The organism is Nonlabens tegetincola, from assembly GCF_002117085.1.
Classification (GTDB): Bacteria; Bacteroidota; Bacteroidia; order Flavobacteriales; family Flavobacteriaceae; genus Nonlabens; species Nonlabens tegetincola.
In genome coordinates this window covers 2452814-2469784 of the sequence record NZ_CP019342.1, presented here as the reverse complement: position 1 = coordinate 2469784, position 16971 = coordinate 2452814, and the positions used below count along the sequence as shown (strand labels likewise).

Annotated in this window: 14 protein-coding genes; 8 read left to right on the top strand and 6 right to left on the bottom strand. The window is 34.5% G+C overall.

The features are described from left to right. Positions 1 to 50 precede the first annotated feature (50 nt). Both gltX and BST91_RS11385 read right to left on the bottom strand, forming a co-directional pair. The gene (gene gltX / locus BST91_RS11390) at positions 51 to 1568 is read right to left on the bottom strand and encodes a glutamate--tRNA ligase (RefSeq protein ID WP_085775446.1); all 1518 of its coding nucleotides are present in this window, start codon (positions 1566 to 1568) and stop codon (positions 51 to 53) included. A 70-nt stretch (positions 1569 to 1638) separates the two neighbouring features. Then, positions 1639 to 2691, bottom strand: coding sequence for an alkane 1-monooxygenase (locus tag BST91_RS11385; protein WP_085775445.1), 1053 nt, complete (start codon positions 2689 to 2691; stop codon positions 1639 to 1641). 171 nt (positions 2692 to 2862) lie between these two features. Between BST91_RS11385 and BST91_RS11380 the strand changes: the two genes are divergently transcribed. The 4 genes from BST91_RS11380 to BST91_RS11365 are packed head-to-tail and all read left to right on the top strand — an operon-like array spanning position 2863 to position 9504. After that, the gene (locus BST91_RS11380; protein WP_085775444.1) at positions 2863 to 6336 is read left to right on the top strand and encodes a hypothetical protein; all 3474 of its coding nucleotides are present in this window, start codon (positions 2863 to 2865) and stop codon (positions 6334 to 6336) included. After that, entirely contained in the window at positions 6329 to 6748 is a 420-nt protein-coding gene (gene ybeY / locus BST91_RS11375) for an rRNA maturation RNase YbeY (RefSeq protein WP_085775443.1), read from the top strand. The genes BST91_RS11380 and ybeY overlap by 8 nt, the downstream gene beginning before the upstream one ends. Before the next feature lie 4 nt (positions 6749 to 6752). Beyond that, positions 6753 to 8624 carry a tRNA uridine-5-carboxymethylaminomethyl(34) synthesis enzyme MnmG gene (gene mnmG / locus BST91_RS11370; protein WP_085775442.1) on the top strand — a complete coding sequence of 624 codons (1872 nt, stop codon included), beginning with the start codon at positions 6753 to 6755 and terminating at the stop codon, positions 8622 to 8624. A gap of 13 nt (positions 8625 to 8637) precedes the next feature. Beyond that, positions 8638 to 9504 (top strand): class I SAM-dependent methyltransferase, encoded by an 867-nt coding sequence (locus BST91_RS11365; RefSeq protein WP_085775441.1) that lies wholly within the window; start codon positions 8638 to 8640, stop codon positions 9502 to 9504. A 127-nt stretch (positions 9505 to 9631) separates the two neighbouring features. Here BST91_RS11365 and BST91_RS11360 read toward each other — a convergent pair whose 3' ends face one another. Together BST91_RS11360 and BST91_RS11355 are read right to left on the bottom strand one after the other, a co-directional pair. Further along, positions 9632 to 10021 (bottom strand): hypothetical protein, encoded by a 390-nt coding sequence (locus BST91_RS11360; protein WP_157546965.1) that lies wholly within the window; start codon positions 10019 to 10021, stop codon positions 9632 to 9634. A gap of 81 nt (positions 10022 to 10102) precedes the next feature. After that, positions 10103 to 11230 (bottom strand): DNA polymerase III subunit, encoded by a 1128-nt coding sequence (locus BST91_RS11355; protein WP_060523493.1) that lies wholly within the window; start codon positions 11228 to 11230, stop codon positions 10103 to 10105. 91 nt (positions 11231 to 11321) lie between these two features. On the opposite strand from BST91_RS11355, the gene BST91_RS11350 reads away from it, so the two are divergent. From BST91_RS11350 to BST91_RS11340, 3 genes are read left to right on the top strand one after another with little or no spacing between them, the layout of a single operon-like run. Then, on the top strand, positions 11322 to 12503 hold the full coding sequence (locus BST91_RS11350) for a phosphoglycerate kinase (RefSeq protein ID WP_042276749.1): 1182 nt from the start codon (positions 11322 to 11324) through the stop codon (positions 12501 to 12503). A 33-nt stretch (positions 12504 to 12536) separates the two neighbouring features. After that, complete coding sequence (locus BST91_RS11345) at positions 12537 to 14105, top strand: LysM peptidoglycan-binding domain-containing protein (protein ID WP_085775439.1); 1569 nt, start codon at positions 12537 to 12539, stop codon at positions 14103 to 14105. A gap of 17 nt (positions 14106 to 14122) precedes the next feature. Then, complete coding sequence (locus BST91_RS11340) at positions 14123 to 15103, top strand: DUF4837 family protein (RefSeq protein WP_085775438.1); 981 nt, start codon at positions 14123 to 14125, stop codon at positions 15101 to 15103. A gap of 75 nt (positions 15104 to 15178) precedes the next feature. Here BST91_RS11340 and BST91_RS11335 read toward each other — a convergent pair whose 3' ends face one another. Further along, on the bottom strand, positions 15179 to 15373 hold the full coding sequence (locus tag BST91_RS11335) for a Sec-independent protein translocase subunit TatA/TatB (protein ID WP_042276756.1): 195 nt from the start codon (positions 15371 to 15373) through the stop codon (positions 15179 to 15181). 96 nt (positions 15374 to 15469) lie between these two features. Beyond that, positions 15470 to 16231: a helix-turn-helix domain-containing protein gene (locus tag BST91_RS11330; RefSeq protein WP_060523497.1), complete on the bottom strand. Its 762-nt coding sequence runs from the start codon at positions 16229 to 16231 to the stop codon at positions 15470 to 15472. Positions 16232 to 16566: 335 nt separating this feature from the next. On the opposite strand from BST91_RS11330, the gene BST91_RS11325 reads away from it, so the two are divergent. Then, positions 16567 to 16962: a type III secretion system chaperone family protein gene (locus BST91_RS11325; RefSeq protein WP_060523498.1), complete on the top strand. Its 396-nt coding sequence runs from the start codon at positions 16567 to 16569 to the stop codon at positions 16960 to 16962. Positions 16963 to 16971: the final 9 nt, after the last annotated feature.

The window sequence follows — 16971 nt, the reverse complement described above, 5'->3', positions numbered from 1 at the left end:
TGTTTAAACAAGTATCGTTTTAATCAATAATAAGTATTATTTATCTTTTTTTATCCTAATATAGATATAGCAGTTTTTAGCCTAGAAATCGTCTCATTTTTACCTATCATAGAGGCTATTTCAAAAACATCTGGACCCATTAGACTACCTACTAAAGAAAGTCGCATAGGCATCATTATTTTACCAAATCCTAGTTCGTTGCTCTTCATCCAGCCTTTAATTGAATCACTCAATCCAGATGCGGTATCATCATCAGTTTTTTCAATGACTTCAATTAATTGATTCATTAAATCGCTAGTGGATTCTTTCCAAGCTTTTTTAGCATTTTTCTCATCAAATTCTTTCGGCGCTTCAAAAAAGAACCCTGCAAGTTCAAAAAGGTCATCTAAAAACACTGCTCTTTCTTTCACTAGACCAACTACTAGATTAACGTAATCCTGTGATCCATAGTTAATATTTTTTGATTGTAACGCTTTCGCGAAAGCGGCACCTATAACAGCATCATCTTGTTCAACAAAATATTGTTGCTGGAACCATTTAGCCTTATCTGGATCAAACTTGGCGCCTGAACTATTTACTTGAGAAAGATCAAATTGTTCTATAAGTTCATCTAGCTTAAATAATTCTTGTTCGGTTCCAGGATTCCAACCTAAAAAGGCTAGCATATTGATAACCGCGCTAGGCAGGTAACCATCTTCTCGGTATCCATTGAAGGTTTCATTTTCCTTATCATCATGCCATTCTAATGGAAATACAGGAAAACCGAATTTTGCGCCATCTCGTTTACTTAACTTCCCTTTACCAGTTGGTTTAAGTATGAGAGGTAAATGAGCAAAAGATGGAATTTGCCATCCAAAGCTTTCATACAGCAATACGTGTAATGCCATACTAGGTAACCATTCTTCACCGCGTATCACATGTGTGATTTGCATGTTGTGATCATCCACAACATTGGCTAGGTGATAAGTAGGCATACCATCACTTTTAAATAAAATTTTATCGTCTAATAGACTGGTATCTATTTGAATTCCTTTACGTATCTCATCAAATAAACCAAGGTTTTTTATTTGTGGTTTAAACCTTATTACATAGTCTTCACCGTTATCTAGTCGTTGTTGTACTTCTTCTGGTGTAAGTGTAAGTGAGTTGGTAAATTGATCTCGAGTTGTGTGATTGTAAATGAAGTTCTTCTTTTGAGACTCTGCCGTAGCGCGTGCTTCATTCAATTCTTGCGCTGTGTCAAATGCATAATAAGCAGCTCCTTTTTCAATAAGTTCTAGAGCGTATTGTTTATAGGATTCTTTTCTTTCACTTTGTCTATATGGACCAAAGTTACCTTCTTTTCCTATTCCTTCATCAAATGGAATCCCACACCAGTTTAAAGCATCTATGATGTACTGTTCTGCTCCTGGAACATATCTGTTTTGATCGGTATCCTCAATCCTTAGGATAAATGTTCCTTTATGTTTTTTTGCAAATAAGTAATTGAATAATGCGGTTCTCACTCCGCCTATGTGAAGTGGTCCAGTCGGGCTAGGGGCAAATCTTACTCTAACTTCTTGACTCATTTTGTATGCAGTTTTATAGGCTGCAAAGATAGTTAGTCTATAGAGAGTAAATAGTTAGGTTTTAGGTAAATTAATGTGTAGCCAGTTTAACCATTTCATGTGGAACATGTTTATTAACTATAGAAAACCATAATGGTGGAATCGTTGCTATTACCATCATAGTAGGATATCCATAAGGCAATTGTGGACTTATATCGTGATAATCTAATACTTGATACTTTTTACTCGCTCTATAATGATGATCGCTATGTCTTGTTAATTCGTATAGTAATATTCTACCTAATGCGTGATTGCTATTCCAACTATGTATCTCCCTAACAACCTCATATCTTCCTGATTTTTTTCTTGCTCTTCTTAATCCATAATGTTCTAGATAATTTATTATTTCTAATAATGAAAAACCTACTATTGCAATTGCAATTGCTAGTAGGGTAGTGGACCAGGAAAATACCATACCTACAGTTACCAAATAACTCATTTGAATTAAGGTATACCATAGCATATCGTTTTTTACTGAAAAGATGGAGTAATTATTTACCTTCCTTAGCTTGTGTTGTATGCGCCATGCACTTATATATTGTTGAGTTACCGATCTCAACCAAAATTTATATAAATTTTCATTATATCTAGCTGTTGCAGGATCTTCGGGTGTAGCAGCTTGCAAATGATGGTGATGATTGTGCTCTATATAAAAATGCATATAAAGACTAGGTAACAGCAATATCTTACCTAGAAAGCGTTCCCAACTTTCTTGTCTATGACCTAATTCATGAGCAACATTAATTCCGTTACTTCCTGCTACAATACCACAAGATAATATTAAGCCAACTACTTCATATGCAGTTAAAAAGGAATTATTGAAAGTATAAAAAGCATACACTAGCGTACCAAATACGATAGGAACATTAAGCCATAACAACAAATCAAAAAACTTATTAGCTGTTTTAGATTCTTTTTCACTGTCTGATAAATTCTTTTTTAAAGATGGCATCCATAATTCTAGCAAAGGCACTATTCCAAAAACAACAATTGGAGTTATAAATAACCAATATCCTTTTAGAAATATTCCTAGCACACAGAAAACAGGAATTAGATAGGCAGCTAGGTATTTTAAGTCTTTCATTCTAGTAGGGTTGAGTTTGCCTAAAGTTATAACAAACTTTAATTTTTACAATAGTTCAATATTTGGGCATTATTTATGTATGAAATACGCTAGTAAGTCCACTTATTAAATGGATATGAACAATTTAAGGCTTATTCCTATCTTTACAAGTCTAGATGATGAAAAGGTGCTATGACTAACTTTCAAATAATACAAAAGAAATTAACTCAATTTATTAGTAAGTACTATCGTAATGAATTGATAAGAGGAGTCATTCTTTTTGCTGCTCTTAGTTTGTTGTATTTTCTATTTACTGTGGTAATCGAGCATTTTTTGTGGCTTAGTACCGTGGGACGCACCGTATTGTTTATTCTATTTGTAATTGTACAATCTTTTTTATTATTCAAGTTTGTTGGTATTCCTTTAGCTCGTTTATTCAAGCTTTTTAAAGGAATTGATTTTAGGGATGCAAGTACCATTATAGGAACTCATTTCCCTGAGGTATCTGATAAACTTGTAAATGTTTTACAATTACATAAAAATGGAGGTGACGATGAATTGACATGGGCAAGCATTAATCAAAAAAGTGAAGAACTTAAACCTATACCTTTTTCACTTGCCATTGATTATAAAAAGAATTCCAAGTATTTAAAATATTTAGCTATTCCGCTTGTTATAATTGTAGGACTTTTCTTTACTGGTAATGATGAGGTGATTACAAAAAGCGCATCACGTGTAGCCGATTTTAATAACGAATATATTCCACCTGCTCCTTATTCATTTAAATTACTTAATGATGATTTAAGTACATTACAAAATCAAGATTATAAAATTAATGTTCAAGTTGTAGGTAAGAAATTACCTGAATCTGTTTCCATAAACTATAAGGGTCAAAATTATTTTATGAATCAAGATAAAAACGGTAATTACAGTTACGTTTTTAAAAGACCTAGTAGTGACATTGATTTTTTCTTTAATGCAAATGAGGTTGCAAGCCCAAGTTATCAACTCAAGGTAGGTGCTGTACCATCTATAGATCAATTCAATATGGTGTGCAGGTTTCCTTCACACATAGGTCGCACTTCAGAAACTATTAAGGGTACAGGAAACGCTCTTTTACCAGAAGGTACTCGCGTGCAATGGATCTTAAATACCAGTAATACTCAAGTTGTAGACTTCGTTAATGGTGATGATACTTATAGTTTTAAAAAGCAGGATAATCAGTTCGCTTTCGCGAAAGCGATATCACAACCTACTTCATATGCTATTTCCACCTCTAATTCTAATACTAAAAATTACGAGACACTCAATTTTAAAATCGATGTTGTAAAGGATGAATATCCTGAATTAAAGGTGGAAGAAAAGGTCGATTCTTTAAACGATCAAATAAGATATTATAAAGGTCAGGTTGTGGACGACTACGGCATTAAAAAGATAGTATTGAACTACTATATTCAAGATGATGCTGCAACCGTTAAGAAATTAGTGATTAGTAAAGATAGAGGATCCTATGAAACGTTTTTATATACCTTTCCTCAAGGTCTTGAACTATTAGAAGGCAAACGTTATGAATATTATTTTGAAGCTTTTGATAATGACGTGGTAAATAACTTTAAAAGCGTTAAGTCTCAGGTCTATGGTTATCGAAAAATCACCAGTAATGAACAGGAACAACGTGAATTACAAGAGCAAAAGGAATCGTTAGAAAGTATAGAGAAATCTTTAATGGATCAGGAAAAACAGCAGGATAAACTTAAGGATTTAAGTCGTGAAGCTATTGAAAAGAAAGATCTAGATTTTAATGACCGCAAAAAACTAGAACAGGTCTTAGATAAGCAGCAGAAGCAGGAGCAGTTAATGAATCGACAGTTGGATCGATTAAAAAACAATTTGGAAAAATCCATAAGAGAAGAATCAGAAGAAAAGGAGGCGCTAAAAGAACGAATGGAACAAAGTGCTGATCAAATTAAGAAGAATGAAGAACTCTTAAAAAAGATCCAAGAGTACAAGGATAAAATGCCGCCTGCTGAGCTAAAGGAACAATTAGATAAAGCACAACGCAACTCAAAACAACAGCAACGTAGTCTTGAACAATTATTAGAGTTAACTAAAAGATTTTATGTCAAGGAGAAGTTCAAGCAATTAGCCAAAGATTTATCTCAAATAGCCTTAAAGCAGAAGAAGGCTGCAGATGTTGAATCTTCAGAAGAACAACAAGATAGTTTAAATAAAGAATTCCAAGAATGGAGAAAGGAACTGGAGGAACTTGAGAATGAAAATACTAATCTAAAACGTCCACATAAGTTAGAGTTTGATCCACCACAAGCTGATGATATCGAGCAGGATCAAAACGATGCTAAAGAAAATATAGAATCTAAAGAATCTCAAAAGGCATCATCCAAACAACGTAGTGCTGCAGATAAGATGAAACGACTATCTCAACAAATGGGCAATCAAATGCGCAGCATGGAAAAGGATCAAATGATGGAGGATGCGGAAACCTTAAGACAAATTCTAGATAATTTGATAGGTTATAGTCTGGAGCAGGAAGCTTTAATGGACGAAGTTTCATTGATAAATAGAAATAGCCCAAGCTTTGGAAAAAAACTAATAAAGCAAAAAAAGTTAGAATACACTTTTGAGCATGTAGATGATTCTTTGTTTGCTTTAAGTAGCCGCAACCCTAAGGTCGGTGAAGAAATAAATTCTGTTATCACCTATATTCATTATGGTATAGATACAAGTATGGAGCAATTGGCAGAATTCAAAATAGAGCGCAGTTTAATGGCGCAACAAGAGGCGTTTTCAGGTGCCAATAAATTAAGCGCTATGTTAAGTGATGCCATGGATAATATGAATGCTTCTGGATCAAGTGGTCCTGGACAACCAAGTCCTGGTGAAGGCGGTGCTGGTTTTCAACTTCAGGACATTATAAAGCAACAAGAAAGCTTAAGTAAAAAAGGTAAAGGAGATAAATCAGGACAACAAGGTCAACAAGGACGACAAGGACAACAAGGTCAGCAGGGTCAATCTGGTCAATCGGGTAATGGTGGTAAAAATGGTCAAAGCGGTCAAAGCGGTCAATCCGGTAGTGGTGGTGAGCAAGGTCAGAATGGTCAGTCTGGTAATGGTGGTGAGGACGGTCAAAGTGGTGAATCTGGAGGAACAGGTGGTTCGTCAGGTAATGGATCTGGTGGTTCTTCTGGTCAATCTGGTAGAGATTCAAATACGGGCGAATCTGGTTATCGGGAGTCTGAGTCTGAAGCAGAACGCATTTATGACATATATAAAAAGCAAAAGGAGCTTAGGGATCAATTAGAAAACATGATTGAAAATAGTGGTATTAAATCTAAGGTAGAATCCATTACCGATAATATGAAAGCGGTCGAGCGTAAGCTGTTAGATCAGGGTTTTGATAGAGAAGTCGAGGATCTTATGCTACGAATTCAGCACGACTTATTAAAATTAAATGATGCTGGCTTATTACAAGCAAAACAAGAAGAACGTAAGAGTACTACAAATCGTAATAGTTTTAATAATGAGACTAATAATAAGCTTCCTGATGCCAGCAACTATTTCAATAATAAGGAGATATTAAACAGACAAGTATTACCTTTGCAGCCGCTTTTTAAGAACCGAGTTAAAGAGTATTTTAAGAATGATTAGTTTTCACTATCAGAATGATTTTGAACCTTTGAATAACGTAGTGTATAATAAATGGCTTTCGGCCGTTATCGCTTCTGAAAACAAAGCGTTAGATAAAATTGATTTTGTTTTTTGTAGCGATGAATACCTACATGAAATGAATAAACAATTCCTGGATCATGATACTTTTACCGATATAATAACTTTCGATTATTGTGAGGAAAATAGATTGTCAGGTGAAATATATATAAGCACTGATCGTGTTGCTGATAATGCTCAAGTTTTCAATGTGAACTTTGAGCAAGAATTGCACCGAGTTTTGGTTCATGGAATTCTGCATTTATGTGGTTACAAGGATAAGTCACCTCAGGAAATTGATTTGATGCGTTCAAAAGAAGAAGAAAAAATGAATATGTTTCACGTGAAACATTAATGTTATGTTAGGACAAGAATATGATGTAATAGTGGTAGGTGCTGGACACGCTGGAAGCGAGGCCGCAGCTGCTGCAGCAAATATGGGAGCAAGTACTTTACTTGTAACTATGAATCTTCAAACAATCGGGCAGATGTCTTGCAACCCTGCTATGGGTGGTATTGCAAAAGGTCAAATTGTTAGAGAAATTGATGCTTTAGGTGGTTTAAGTGGTATCGTTAGCGATAAAAGTGCTATACAGTTTAAAATGCTTAATCAATCTAAAGGACCAGCAATGTGGTCACCGAGAACTCAGAACGATAGAATGCGTTTTGCTGAAGAATGGAGATTACAATTGGAAGCTATTCCTAATTTAGACTTTTACCAAGAAATGGTATCGGGTCTGATTATAGAAGGGGAAAAAGTGGTTGGTGTTAAAACCTCTTTAGGTCTCGAGTTACGATCCAAAAGTGTGGTATTAACTAATGGAACCTTTTTAAATGGTTTAATTCATATAGGTGAAAAACAATTTGGAGGTGGTCGTGCAGGTGAACGAGCTGCTACTGGAATAACCCAGGATTTGGTTAATCTAGGTTTTGAAGCAGGTAGGATGAAAACTGGAACTCCACCTCGTGTTGATGGGCGTAGTCTTGATTACTCAAAAATGATAGTTCATCCAGGTGATGAAATTACAGGTACATTTAGTTACTCTGATAAGACTAAACCTTTGACTAAACAAAGGGATTGTTACATGACTTATACAAGTCCTGAGGTTCATAATTTGTTACGTGAAGGATTTGATCGTAGTCCTATGTTTAATGGTAGAATTCAAAGTATAGGTCCTCGTTATTGTCCATCTATTGAAGATAAAATTGATCGTTTCGCCGATAAGGACAGACATCAAATTTTTGTTGAGCCAGAAGGTTGGGATACGGTAGAGGTCTATGTAAATGGTTTCAGTACTAGTTTACCTGAAGATGTTCAGTTTAAAGCGCTGCGTTCGGTTGTAGGTTTTGAAAATGTTAAGTTCTTTAGACCAGGTTATGCAATCGAGTACGATTATTTTCCACCTACTCAATTAAAACATACCTTAGAAACCAAAATTGTAGATAATCTATACTTTGCAGGTCAAATTAATGGAACCACCGGTTATGAAGAAGCTGCAAGCCAAGGATTAATGGCTGGTATTAATGCGGTTTTAAAGATTCGTGAGGAAGAGGCGTTTGTGCTTAATCGTGACGAGGCGTATATAGGTGTTTTAGTAGATGATCTGATCACAAAAGGAACTGAAGAACCTTATAGGATGTTTACTTCAAGAGCTGAATATAGAACACTATTACGCCAGGATAATGCAGATTTACGTTTAACTCCTCGTGCTTATAAACTTGGAATAGTTAAGGACGATGCTATGCGTAGGGTAGAAGAGAAGCAAGAGAAGTCTAAACAGATGATTGATTTTCTTGAAAACACTAGTTATAATTTTCAAGAAATGAACGAAATTCTGGTGGAGAAAGGTTCTGCGCCAGTGAAACAAAATGGGAAGTTATATAAAGTTTTTTCTAGACCTCAAATTGATTTAAGTGACATGTTGCGTGTTAATGAGGTTGCCAGCTTTATTGAAAAAAACGATATTAATAAGGATGTTCTTGAACAAGTGGAAGTTCACGTTAAATATGCTGGTTACATAGAGAAAGAAAAAAACAATGCAGACAAGCTTCATAGATTGGAAAATATTAGAATTCCTAAAAACTATGACTACTCTCAAATTAAATCTTTGAGTTACGAGGCTAAAGAGAAATTGACTAAAATTAAACCTGTTACTGTATCCCAGGCTTCTCGTATTTCGGGTGTGTCACCTAGTGATATTTCTGTGCTGTTAGTACATATGGGAAGATAGTTTCACGTGAAACATGATAGATTTTAACTTCAATAAATCAGTTTTAAGAACTAAGGATTATTTCTTTTCTAAAGAAAAATTTGAACTTTTTAAAGATGATACCACTGGTATTTTAAAAACGGTACCTCAACCTAAAGAGTTGTCGAAATATTATGAATCTGAAGATTATTATTCTCATGGTAATAATAAAGCATCCTTTTTTTCCAAGATTTATAATATCGTTAAGAGACGAAATATTCAAACAAAAACTCGATTAATAACCAACGTTATTAATGAACATTTTGGCTCTTCTACAAACATTAAAGTTTGTGATGTAGGTGCAGGCTCTGGTGAATTGGTTGAATCATTAATCGATAATAACATCTCTGCTTGTGGGGTTGAACCTTCTAAAAAGGCTAGAGATTTTGCGAAACAAAATTTTAGTTTGGAATTACAACCTGACACTTCAGGTTATGAAGAAAATTATTTTGATGTAATTACCATGTATCATGTTCTAGAACATGTTCCCAATTTGTCACAACAGATATTAGAATTAGTAAGATTATTAAAACCTGATGGAATTTTAATTTTGGCTTTACCTAATTATCAATGTTTAGATGCTAGGGTTTTTAAGGAACATTGGGCAGCTTACGATGTTCCTCGTCACACTTTCCATTTTTCAAAACATTCTGTAGAAATATTATTTAAAAGTAAATTCCGATTAGTAAATACAATTCCAATGTGGTGGGATAGTTTTTACGTTTCAATATTATCTGCTAGATATAAAAAATGGCCTATACCTTTTATTTCAGGTACACTGGTAGGATTTATCTCTAATTTGTCTTGTTTAATTACAAAGCAAGCCTCTTCACATCAATTTATACTTAAAAAACTTAAATAAGCACATTTTACAGAGCCTTTTTAAATTTACCTCACCAAGGTATGTAAATGAAATAAAGTTTCTTAAATCGCTTAATTTAAAGCTGTTTTTAATAAGATCTAGTTATGATTTTTAATTTTAGCATAGGTTATGCTAATGAAGCCCATAATAGGCCTAAACTAGTTACTCCAAAGTAAATGGCTATCCTAGAAGCGCCTTCGTAATCTCTAATGATTCTTAATCCTATCAGTAGGATAATAAATACTAATGATGATCCTATGAAAGTATATCTTGCAAAATCTAGAGTACCAGAAGAGTAAATTTTATAAAGAGCAAATAAGGCTAAAGTAGCAATTAACACCTCTGCCAATAATATAAAGATAGTAATTACCTTTACTAATAGTTCTCCAAAATATTTAGAGTACATATTGAGAAAGTCAAGCAAAGTTTCTTCCCATCTGTAGACTTTTTCATATGCAGAAATACAAAAAGTTACGAGTATAAAAATCAGTAGTAAAACTATTCCTGTGTTGTCCAATCAAATAATATTCTATTTGCAAGTATAAGTAATTTTAATCTTTTGAAAACAAAAGACTTAAACTGTGTCGTTAACAAAATATTAAGAAGGACCGTGTAAAATACGCGTCATACCTATAGCAAGATCCGTAAGAATAACCTTTCCATTTCCATTTCTTTGAATATGATAAAGTGAAGTTTCAATTTGTTCTTGGACCGCAATCATTCTGTTTCCAGTAATAAAAGGAGCAAATTTCTTAAGGTCAAATCCAGTTTTTGGATTCAAATACACGATACGATCTGCCTTGTAATTTAAAAGCATCGCTTGTCTAAAAAATTCAATAGCATAATTCAAAAAGCGTTGTTGCTTTTCTCTATTTAAAGAGGAAATTGCAGTAGCCCAATTTATCAGTTCTGTGATAGCGCTAGGTTTGGTCTTTGCTTGGTAAGCGGTTCTTACCCATTTAATCAAAAGCTCTTCAAATTCATTGTCCTCTGAAATATTAGATGCTAATTCAAGTGCTTTAAAGAAATCACCATTTGCTTGTCTAGCAATAGCTGTAGATTCATTTTCGTTTAAAGAATTCTGTAGTTGTAAGCCAGCAGTGATTACAGATACTGGCAATTTTGGAACTTCAATTACCTGACACCTGCTTATTATAGTATTAAGCATGCGATCAGTATTTTCTGCAACCAGCAGGATTACTGTATTTTTAGGAGGTTCCTCTATTAGCTTCAATAATTTATTTGCAGCTTCAGAATTCATTCTGTCTGCTTGCCACATGATTAACACCTTATAACCACCTTCATAGGACTTAAGACTCAACTTTTTCATTATAAGTTCGCCTTCACCTACCTTAATCTCAATATTTTTCTTCTCAAGATCAACGTATTTTGCCCAGGCACTTATATTGCCATAAGGATGTTCTTTTACAAATGATCTAAATGATTTTAAATAATCATCACTAGTTGCCTTACTACCAGTTTCTTTGGTACTTGCGCTAGGAAATGAAAAATGCAAATCTGGATGAGCTAGTTGATCCATTTGAATATGGCACCTATCAGGATTTTTTTGACATAATATGGCTCTAGCATAAAAGATCGCTAGTGGTAGGGTACCGCTGCCTGATGGCCCTACAAATAACTGTGCATGAGCAATACGTCCGTTTTCAACAGTACTTAATAAATGCTTTTTAATGTGCTCTAGTCCTAGGATAGATTCCTTCCTCATAATGCAAATATAAAGTTTAACGGCATCTATAAATTTATCTCTCAGATTATCCCTTTATATTTGTTTTTTTACAACATACTTACCATCGAATATGACAATTAACGATATCAATTTCAAAGACAAAAAGGCTCTAGTAAGAGTAGATTTCAATGTTCCGTTAGACGACAATCTTAATGTAACCGATACCACACGTATTGAGGCAGCAAAAGACACTATTATTCATGTGCTAGAAAATGATGGTGCTGTGATTTTAATGTCACACCTAGGACGTCCTAAAAATAAAGAGAATGAATTTTCCTTAAAACATGTTGTAGAAAAGGCTAGCGACATTTTGGGAGTCCAGGTCAAATTTGCCGAAGATTGTGTAGGACAAAGTGCTATCCAAGCTGCTCAAGACCTTCAAAGTGGCGAGGTTCTTTTATTAGAAAATTTGAGATATCATGACGAGGAGAAAGCTGGTGATTCCGCTTTCGCGAAAGCGCTATCTCAATTAGGCGATGTGTACATTAACGATGCATTTGGAACAGCACATAGAGCACATGCCAGTACAGCTATAATTGCACAGTTTTTTGAGGAGAAATGCTTTGGTTTTTTAATGAATCGTGAAATTGAAAATCTCAATAAAGTATTAGAAACCCCAGAAAGACCATTGCTAGCAATATTAGGCGGTGCCAAGGTGTCTTCAAAAATTACAGTGATAGAAAATATTTTACAAAAAGTAGATCATTTGATAATCGCTGGTGGAATGGCTTATACCTTTATAAAAGCCCAAGGAGGAAAAATTGGAAATTCATTGGTTGAGGACGATAAGCAAGAACTAGCTCTTGAAATTCTTAAAAAAGCACAAGAACACAATACACAAATTCATTTACCAGTAGATGTTTTAATGGCCGACGATTTTAGTGAAACAGCTAATAGAAAAGAGGCTGCCATTGATCAAATACCCGATGGTTGGATGGGATTAGACATAGGTGAAAAAACACAACAGCAATTCCATGATTTAATACAGCAAGCACAAACTATATTGTGGAACGGTCCTGCTGGAGTATTTGAAATGCAAGCCTTTGCTCAAGGGACCAAAGCACTAGGTGATGCTATTGCAGTAGCTACTAAAAATGGTGCATTTTCTCTTGTTGGTGGTGGTGATTCTGTTGCTGCAGTTAAACAATTTGGCTATGCCGATAAGGTGAGTTATGTATCAACAGGTGGTGGCGCTATGTTAGAATTACTAGAAGGTAAAACCTTACCTGGTATCGCTGCTATAGTAGACTAGTGACTGTGGCAAGAATCTTGAATCAAAATCTATATGCGATCTAGAATATTAGGAACTTGTTTATCCATCATAGGGATGGTTATTTTACATGCACAGCAACCAGATTCGGTTGCTGTGAAAAGAAAGGTGTTTACCTATGAAGAATACAAGCAAAAACAAAGCGTAAAAGATTCCCTTAAAACAGACTCTCTTAAAGTAGAAACAACCACAGTAACCCATACTGTTATCCCTATTCTTGAAGTAGAAGATGGATCTGGATTAAAGGAATATCCTGAGGTAGATGAGTTTGATGAGAAATTATTAGAAGAATTGTACAACAACGATTTGTACGATTACATGTATGATGATTTTGTAAATCTGGATGATGCAGCTATCGTTAAACAAGTAGTACCTACCGACACTTTAAAAGCAAGATTAAAACGCATTAATGCTACAACACCATTTAACATAGAATATAATCCTATACTGGAAAAGCTTATTAATAAAAAGCTTAGTTATAGACGAGTTTATCTGGAGCGATTAATGACTTTAAGCGACTATTACTTTCCTATGTTTGAGGAGCAGCTGGATCAATATGACATACCATTGGAGATGAAGTACCTTGCGGTGGTAGAAAGTGCACTAGATGCCAAAGCAAAAAGTAGGGTAGGAGCTACTGGAATGTGGCAATTCATGTTTGCTACAGGGCGCAATTATGGACTCGAGGTAAATAGTTACGTTGACGAGCGCATGGATCCAGAAAAAGCTACCGTTGCAGCTTGTAAATTTTTACGCAGCTTGTATAATATCTATGGTGACTGGGACTTAGCTTTGGCTGCCTATAATTCTGGACCAGGTAATGTTAACAAGGCAATAAGACGTAGCGGCGGATATAGAAATTACTGGAACTTACGTCCCTATCTTCCACGTGAAACAGCTGGATATGTTCCGGCATTTCAAGCGATGTTATATCTATTTACCTATGCCAGTGAGCACGGTTTTAAACCATTACAAAATGAACACAGATCTATAGTTACAGATTCGGTTCAGGTTAAAAAGATGATTGCTCTAGAACAAGTGGCACAGTTCACAGATCAAGATATTGAGGTAGTTCAATTTCACAATCCTAGCTATAAATTGGATCTCATTCCCGTGGTTGAAGGACGTAAGTATTATTTAAGATTACCACTTAAAGCGATGTCTAAATTTGTGAGTAATGAGGATAGTGTTTACGCTTTCGCGAAAGCGGAATTTGATAAAAGAGAAAAACCATTACCTGAATTACTAAAGGCAGAAAGTCGTGTGGTTTATCGAGTCAAAAGTGGTGATTACCTAGGTAAAATTGCCAATAAGTATGGTGTGAGTGTGAGTAAATTGAAAAGATGGAACAATTTAAGATCTTCTAAATTACGAATAGGACAAAAATTATATATCCATCCTAGACGACCAGTTGCTACTATACCGGTCTCTGAGAACACTACCTCGACTACTCATAAAGTGAAAAGTGGAGACAGTTTGTGGACAATTGCTAGAAAATATGGTACTTCGGTACGCAATTTGAAGAAGCTTAATCCAGATAAAACAGAGAACTTAAAACCAGGTATGGTTCTTAAGTTGAAATAATCAAAAACCTACTCCCGATGAAAAAATTTATATTCACTATATGTACCGCATTATTACTACTGTCTTGTGACGATCAACCTGTTACTGTTCAAGATAGTATGGGCCAACTCAATAAAATAATGGTTGTTATTGAAAATGAAGATTGGGATGGACAAGTAGGTGATACAATACGCAATGTGCTGGCACAATCTGTCGTAGGTATTGTAAGAGATGAACCTCTATTTACTTTGAATCACGTAAAACCTAGGAGTTTTAAAGGCGCTATTCAAAAATCTCGTAATTTTTTACAGATCAAAAAATCCGATAGTGTAAAAGTAAGTGTTAAGGAAAATCCGTATGCAAATCCTCAATTGGGAATTATTGTAAGTGGTCCAAATCCTGATGCTGTGGCACAAGCTGTTTACGACAATCAAAATGATATCATTAAACTATTTACCAAAAGTGAGGTTAGCTACAAAAAAGGTTTAATGGATAAGGTAGCGCTTAATGTAGATCGAATTAAAAAGCGTTTTGGTATTGATCTTACTGTGCCTAGAGCTTATAGATATGCAGCGGTAAATGACCCTGATTTTGTATGGTTGCGTCGTAATATTCCAGAAGGCACGATGGACCTTATGATTTACGAGGTTGACCGATCATTAATCACTCGCGATTCAAATACCGTATCACAAATTATAAAGGTTCGTGACAGTATAGGCGGTTTAAAAATTCCAGTGGATGAAGGTGGTGTTTTTCAAACGGAACCTATATTCACTCCGTCGTTATTTGAAAGCGAGGTGGCTGGTGCTTTTGCCTTTGAAACTAGAGGTACTTGGGAAGTGAAAAATATGTTTATGGCAGGACCATTCATAAACTACGCAGTGTATAATAAAGAACGTGACAACTGGCTTATTTTAGAAGGTTATGTGAGCGCACCAAATGCAGATAAGCGCAATTACCTTTTTGAGATAGAAGCTATTTTAAGGAGTGCTAGTTTTGTAGCCGCTCCTAGCGAATAGGTACTAATGGTAAAGAATAAAAAAACCGCTTAGAAAGTTTCTAAGCGGTTTTTTTATTTTATAAGAAGGATAGAACTAGCTGTTAAGGCTGTTATTGTTATCTTCTTTTTTTTCATCATCTTTTGTAGCGTCTTTAAACTCCTTAATTCCACCACCTAGACCTCTCATTAATTCAGGTATTTTTTTACCACCAAAAATTAATAAAACAACCAGCGCAATTAAAACGAACTGCCATGGTCCAAACATTCCTAAGAAAATACTAGCTAACATTGCTTTTAATTTTAAAATACAAAGATACAATTCTACGTGGTTATAGACACTTTTATACTGTTATAGTTTAAAGATTAAGTGTTAAACCCTTCTCATTTAAAGAGAATCATGATTTTTAATGGCTTTTAATTGAGCTTCAATTAAGGCAAGTTTATCCTCAAAACTATCGGTTAATTCAGGCACACGTCTAAAAAACACATAACGCACTCGCCACAATTGTTTAATTTCTTTCAAGGTGACTTTAATATCATCAATATTTTTATGATCTGCTCTTAAAACTATTCCGTTTTCAGTTGTGTATAGTCTACGTAAGATAATGTGATCATTGATCAAGGCAAAAGCAACAGTGCCGTTATTTAGTTTCTGGATCACCTTGTTGGGCACTAATTCACCAATTACAATATCCTTTGGATAAAATCCCTTATCATGACTGGTCATTTCTAGATTGTTTACAGTAAAGCCTCTGAATGTTTTTTCAGTATTTATAGGAAGAGATAAACTAGGCATGTCTTTCACAAAAAACTCATTATCAAAATGAGCTATGTAATCTTGATAGTTTTTAGCGGTAATACAAGGTACTGTGGCAAATTGTTCCTTTTCTAGATCTTCTGGGTCTAGAGTAATATTGTCATTGAATCTTAATAATTGATTCACTGTTAATTCAGAGGTAAGTAAATCATCTATAGAAATGCTAAAATAATTAGCAACCTTTATTATTGTTTCAATTTTCGGTTCGCTTCTACCTTCTTCATAGGCACCTAAAGTACCTCTTTTTAAGTCAAATAGGTCTGCAAATGCCTGTTGACTTAAGCTCTTGACACCTCTAATTTTTTTGATGTTTTTACCGAAAAACGACATAAATTGCTAATTTTATTTGCAAGATTAAATTTTTATCGTATCTTTAAGCTATCAAAATTAGCAATTACCAACCAATTAAGCTAATATTTTGAGTAAAAATTGCTATGAAAGGAATTATTAAGGGTCTAACCAGCCCAATTCCTTTCTTTAAAAAATTGTTTAACCAAAAACTATAACCATGATTAACCTAGTAGTATTTGTAATCGAACTGGCCGCTAGAATTTTTCTAGCATGACAAGGTCTTTTTTTGTAATATTATCGTAATTCAAAACAGTGTTTTTTTATGCGGTAATTGAAAGAAGAATTACTTTAAATTAAAATAGACCAAAAGAAAAATGAACGACCATTACCAAAAAATCAAAGAATACCTTCAACAACTAGATTTTGATATTACTCGAGAGAATCCATCTTCTGGAATTCTTGTAATTGAAAAAGAAGATGTAGGTATCAAAAATCTTATCATGGGTATTGCGCCACCTATTCTTATAATGGAGCAATACATTTTTAAAATAAATAACCATAGAGATGAGGTTTTTAAAAGTTTACTACAAAAAAATCGCGATATTATTCATGGTGCTTTTGTGCTAGACGAAACTGGTACCAAGGTGATTTTTAGAGACACCTTACAAATTGAAAATTTAGACCTGAATGAGTTAGAAGGATCGCTTAACTCACTCAGCTTACTGTTAAGTGAATACAGCGACCAGATAATTACTTTTTCAAAGTATTAAAAAACATTG

What these genes read in the sequence shown, in the direction of transcription:
- BST91_RS11330 (WP_060523497.1), bottom strand. Translation starts at nt 16,231, where the DNA reads ATGTCGTTTTTCGGTAAAAACATCAAAAAAATTAGAGGTGTCAAGAGC.
- BST91_RS11365 (WP_085775441.1), top strand. Translation starts at nt 8,638, where the DNA reads ATGATAGATTTTAACTTCAATAAATCAGTTTTAAGAACTAAGGATTAT.
- BST91_RS11325 (WP_060523498.1), top strand. Translation starts at nt 16,567, where the DNA reads ATGAACGACCATTACCAAAAAATCAAAGAATACCTTCAACAACTAGAT.
- BST91_RS11355 (WP_060523493.1), bottom strand. Translation starts at nt 11,230, where the DNA reads ATGAGGAAGGAATCTATCCTAGGACTAGAGCACATTAAAAAGCATTTA.
- BST91_RS11345 (WP_085775439.1), top strand. Translation starts at nt 12,537, where the DNA reads ATGCGATCTAGAATATTAGGAACTTGTTTATCCATCATAGGGATGGTT.
- BST91_RS11385 (WP_085775445.1), bottom strand. Translation starts at nt 2,691, where the DNA reads ATGAAAGACTTAAAATACCTAGCTGCCTATCTAATTCCTGTTTTCTGT.
- BST91_RS11335 (WP_042276756.1), bottom strand. Translation starts at nt 15,373, where the DNA reads ATGTTAGCTAGTATTTTCTTAGGAATGTTTGGACCATGGCAGTTCGTT.
- ybeY (WP_085775443.1), top strand. Translation starts at nt 6,329, where the DNA reads ATGATTAGTTTTCACTATCAGAATGATTTTGAACCTTTGAATAACGTA.
- mnmG (WP_085775442.1), top strand. Translation starts at nt 6,753, where the DNA reads ATGTTAGGACAAGAATATGATGTAATAGTGGTAGGTGCTGGACACGCT.
- BST91_RS11350 (WP_042276749.1), top strand. Translation starts at nt 11,322, where the DNA reads ATGACAATTAACGATATCAATTTCAAAGACAAAAAGGCTCTAGTAAGA.
- BST91_RS11340 (WP_085775438.1), top strand. Translation starts at nt 14,123, where the DNA reads ATGAAAAAATTTATATTCACTATATGTACCGCATTATTACTACTGTCT.
- BST91_RS11380 (WP_085775444.1), top strand. Translation starts at nt 2,863, where the DNA reads ATGACTAACTTTCAAATAATACAAAAGAAATTAACTCAATTTATTAGT.
- gltX (WP_085775446.1), bottom strand. Translation starts at nt 1,568, where the DNA reads ATGAGTCAAGAAGTTAGAGTAAGATTTGCCCCTAGCCCGACTGGACCA.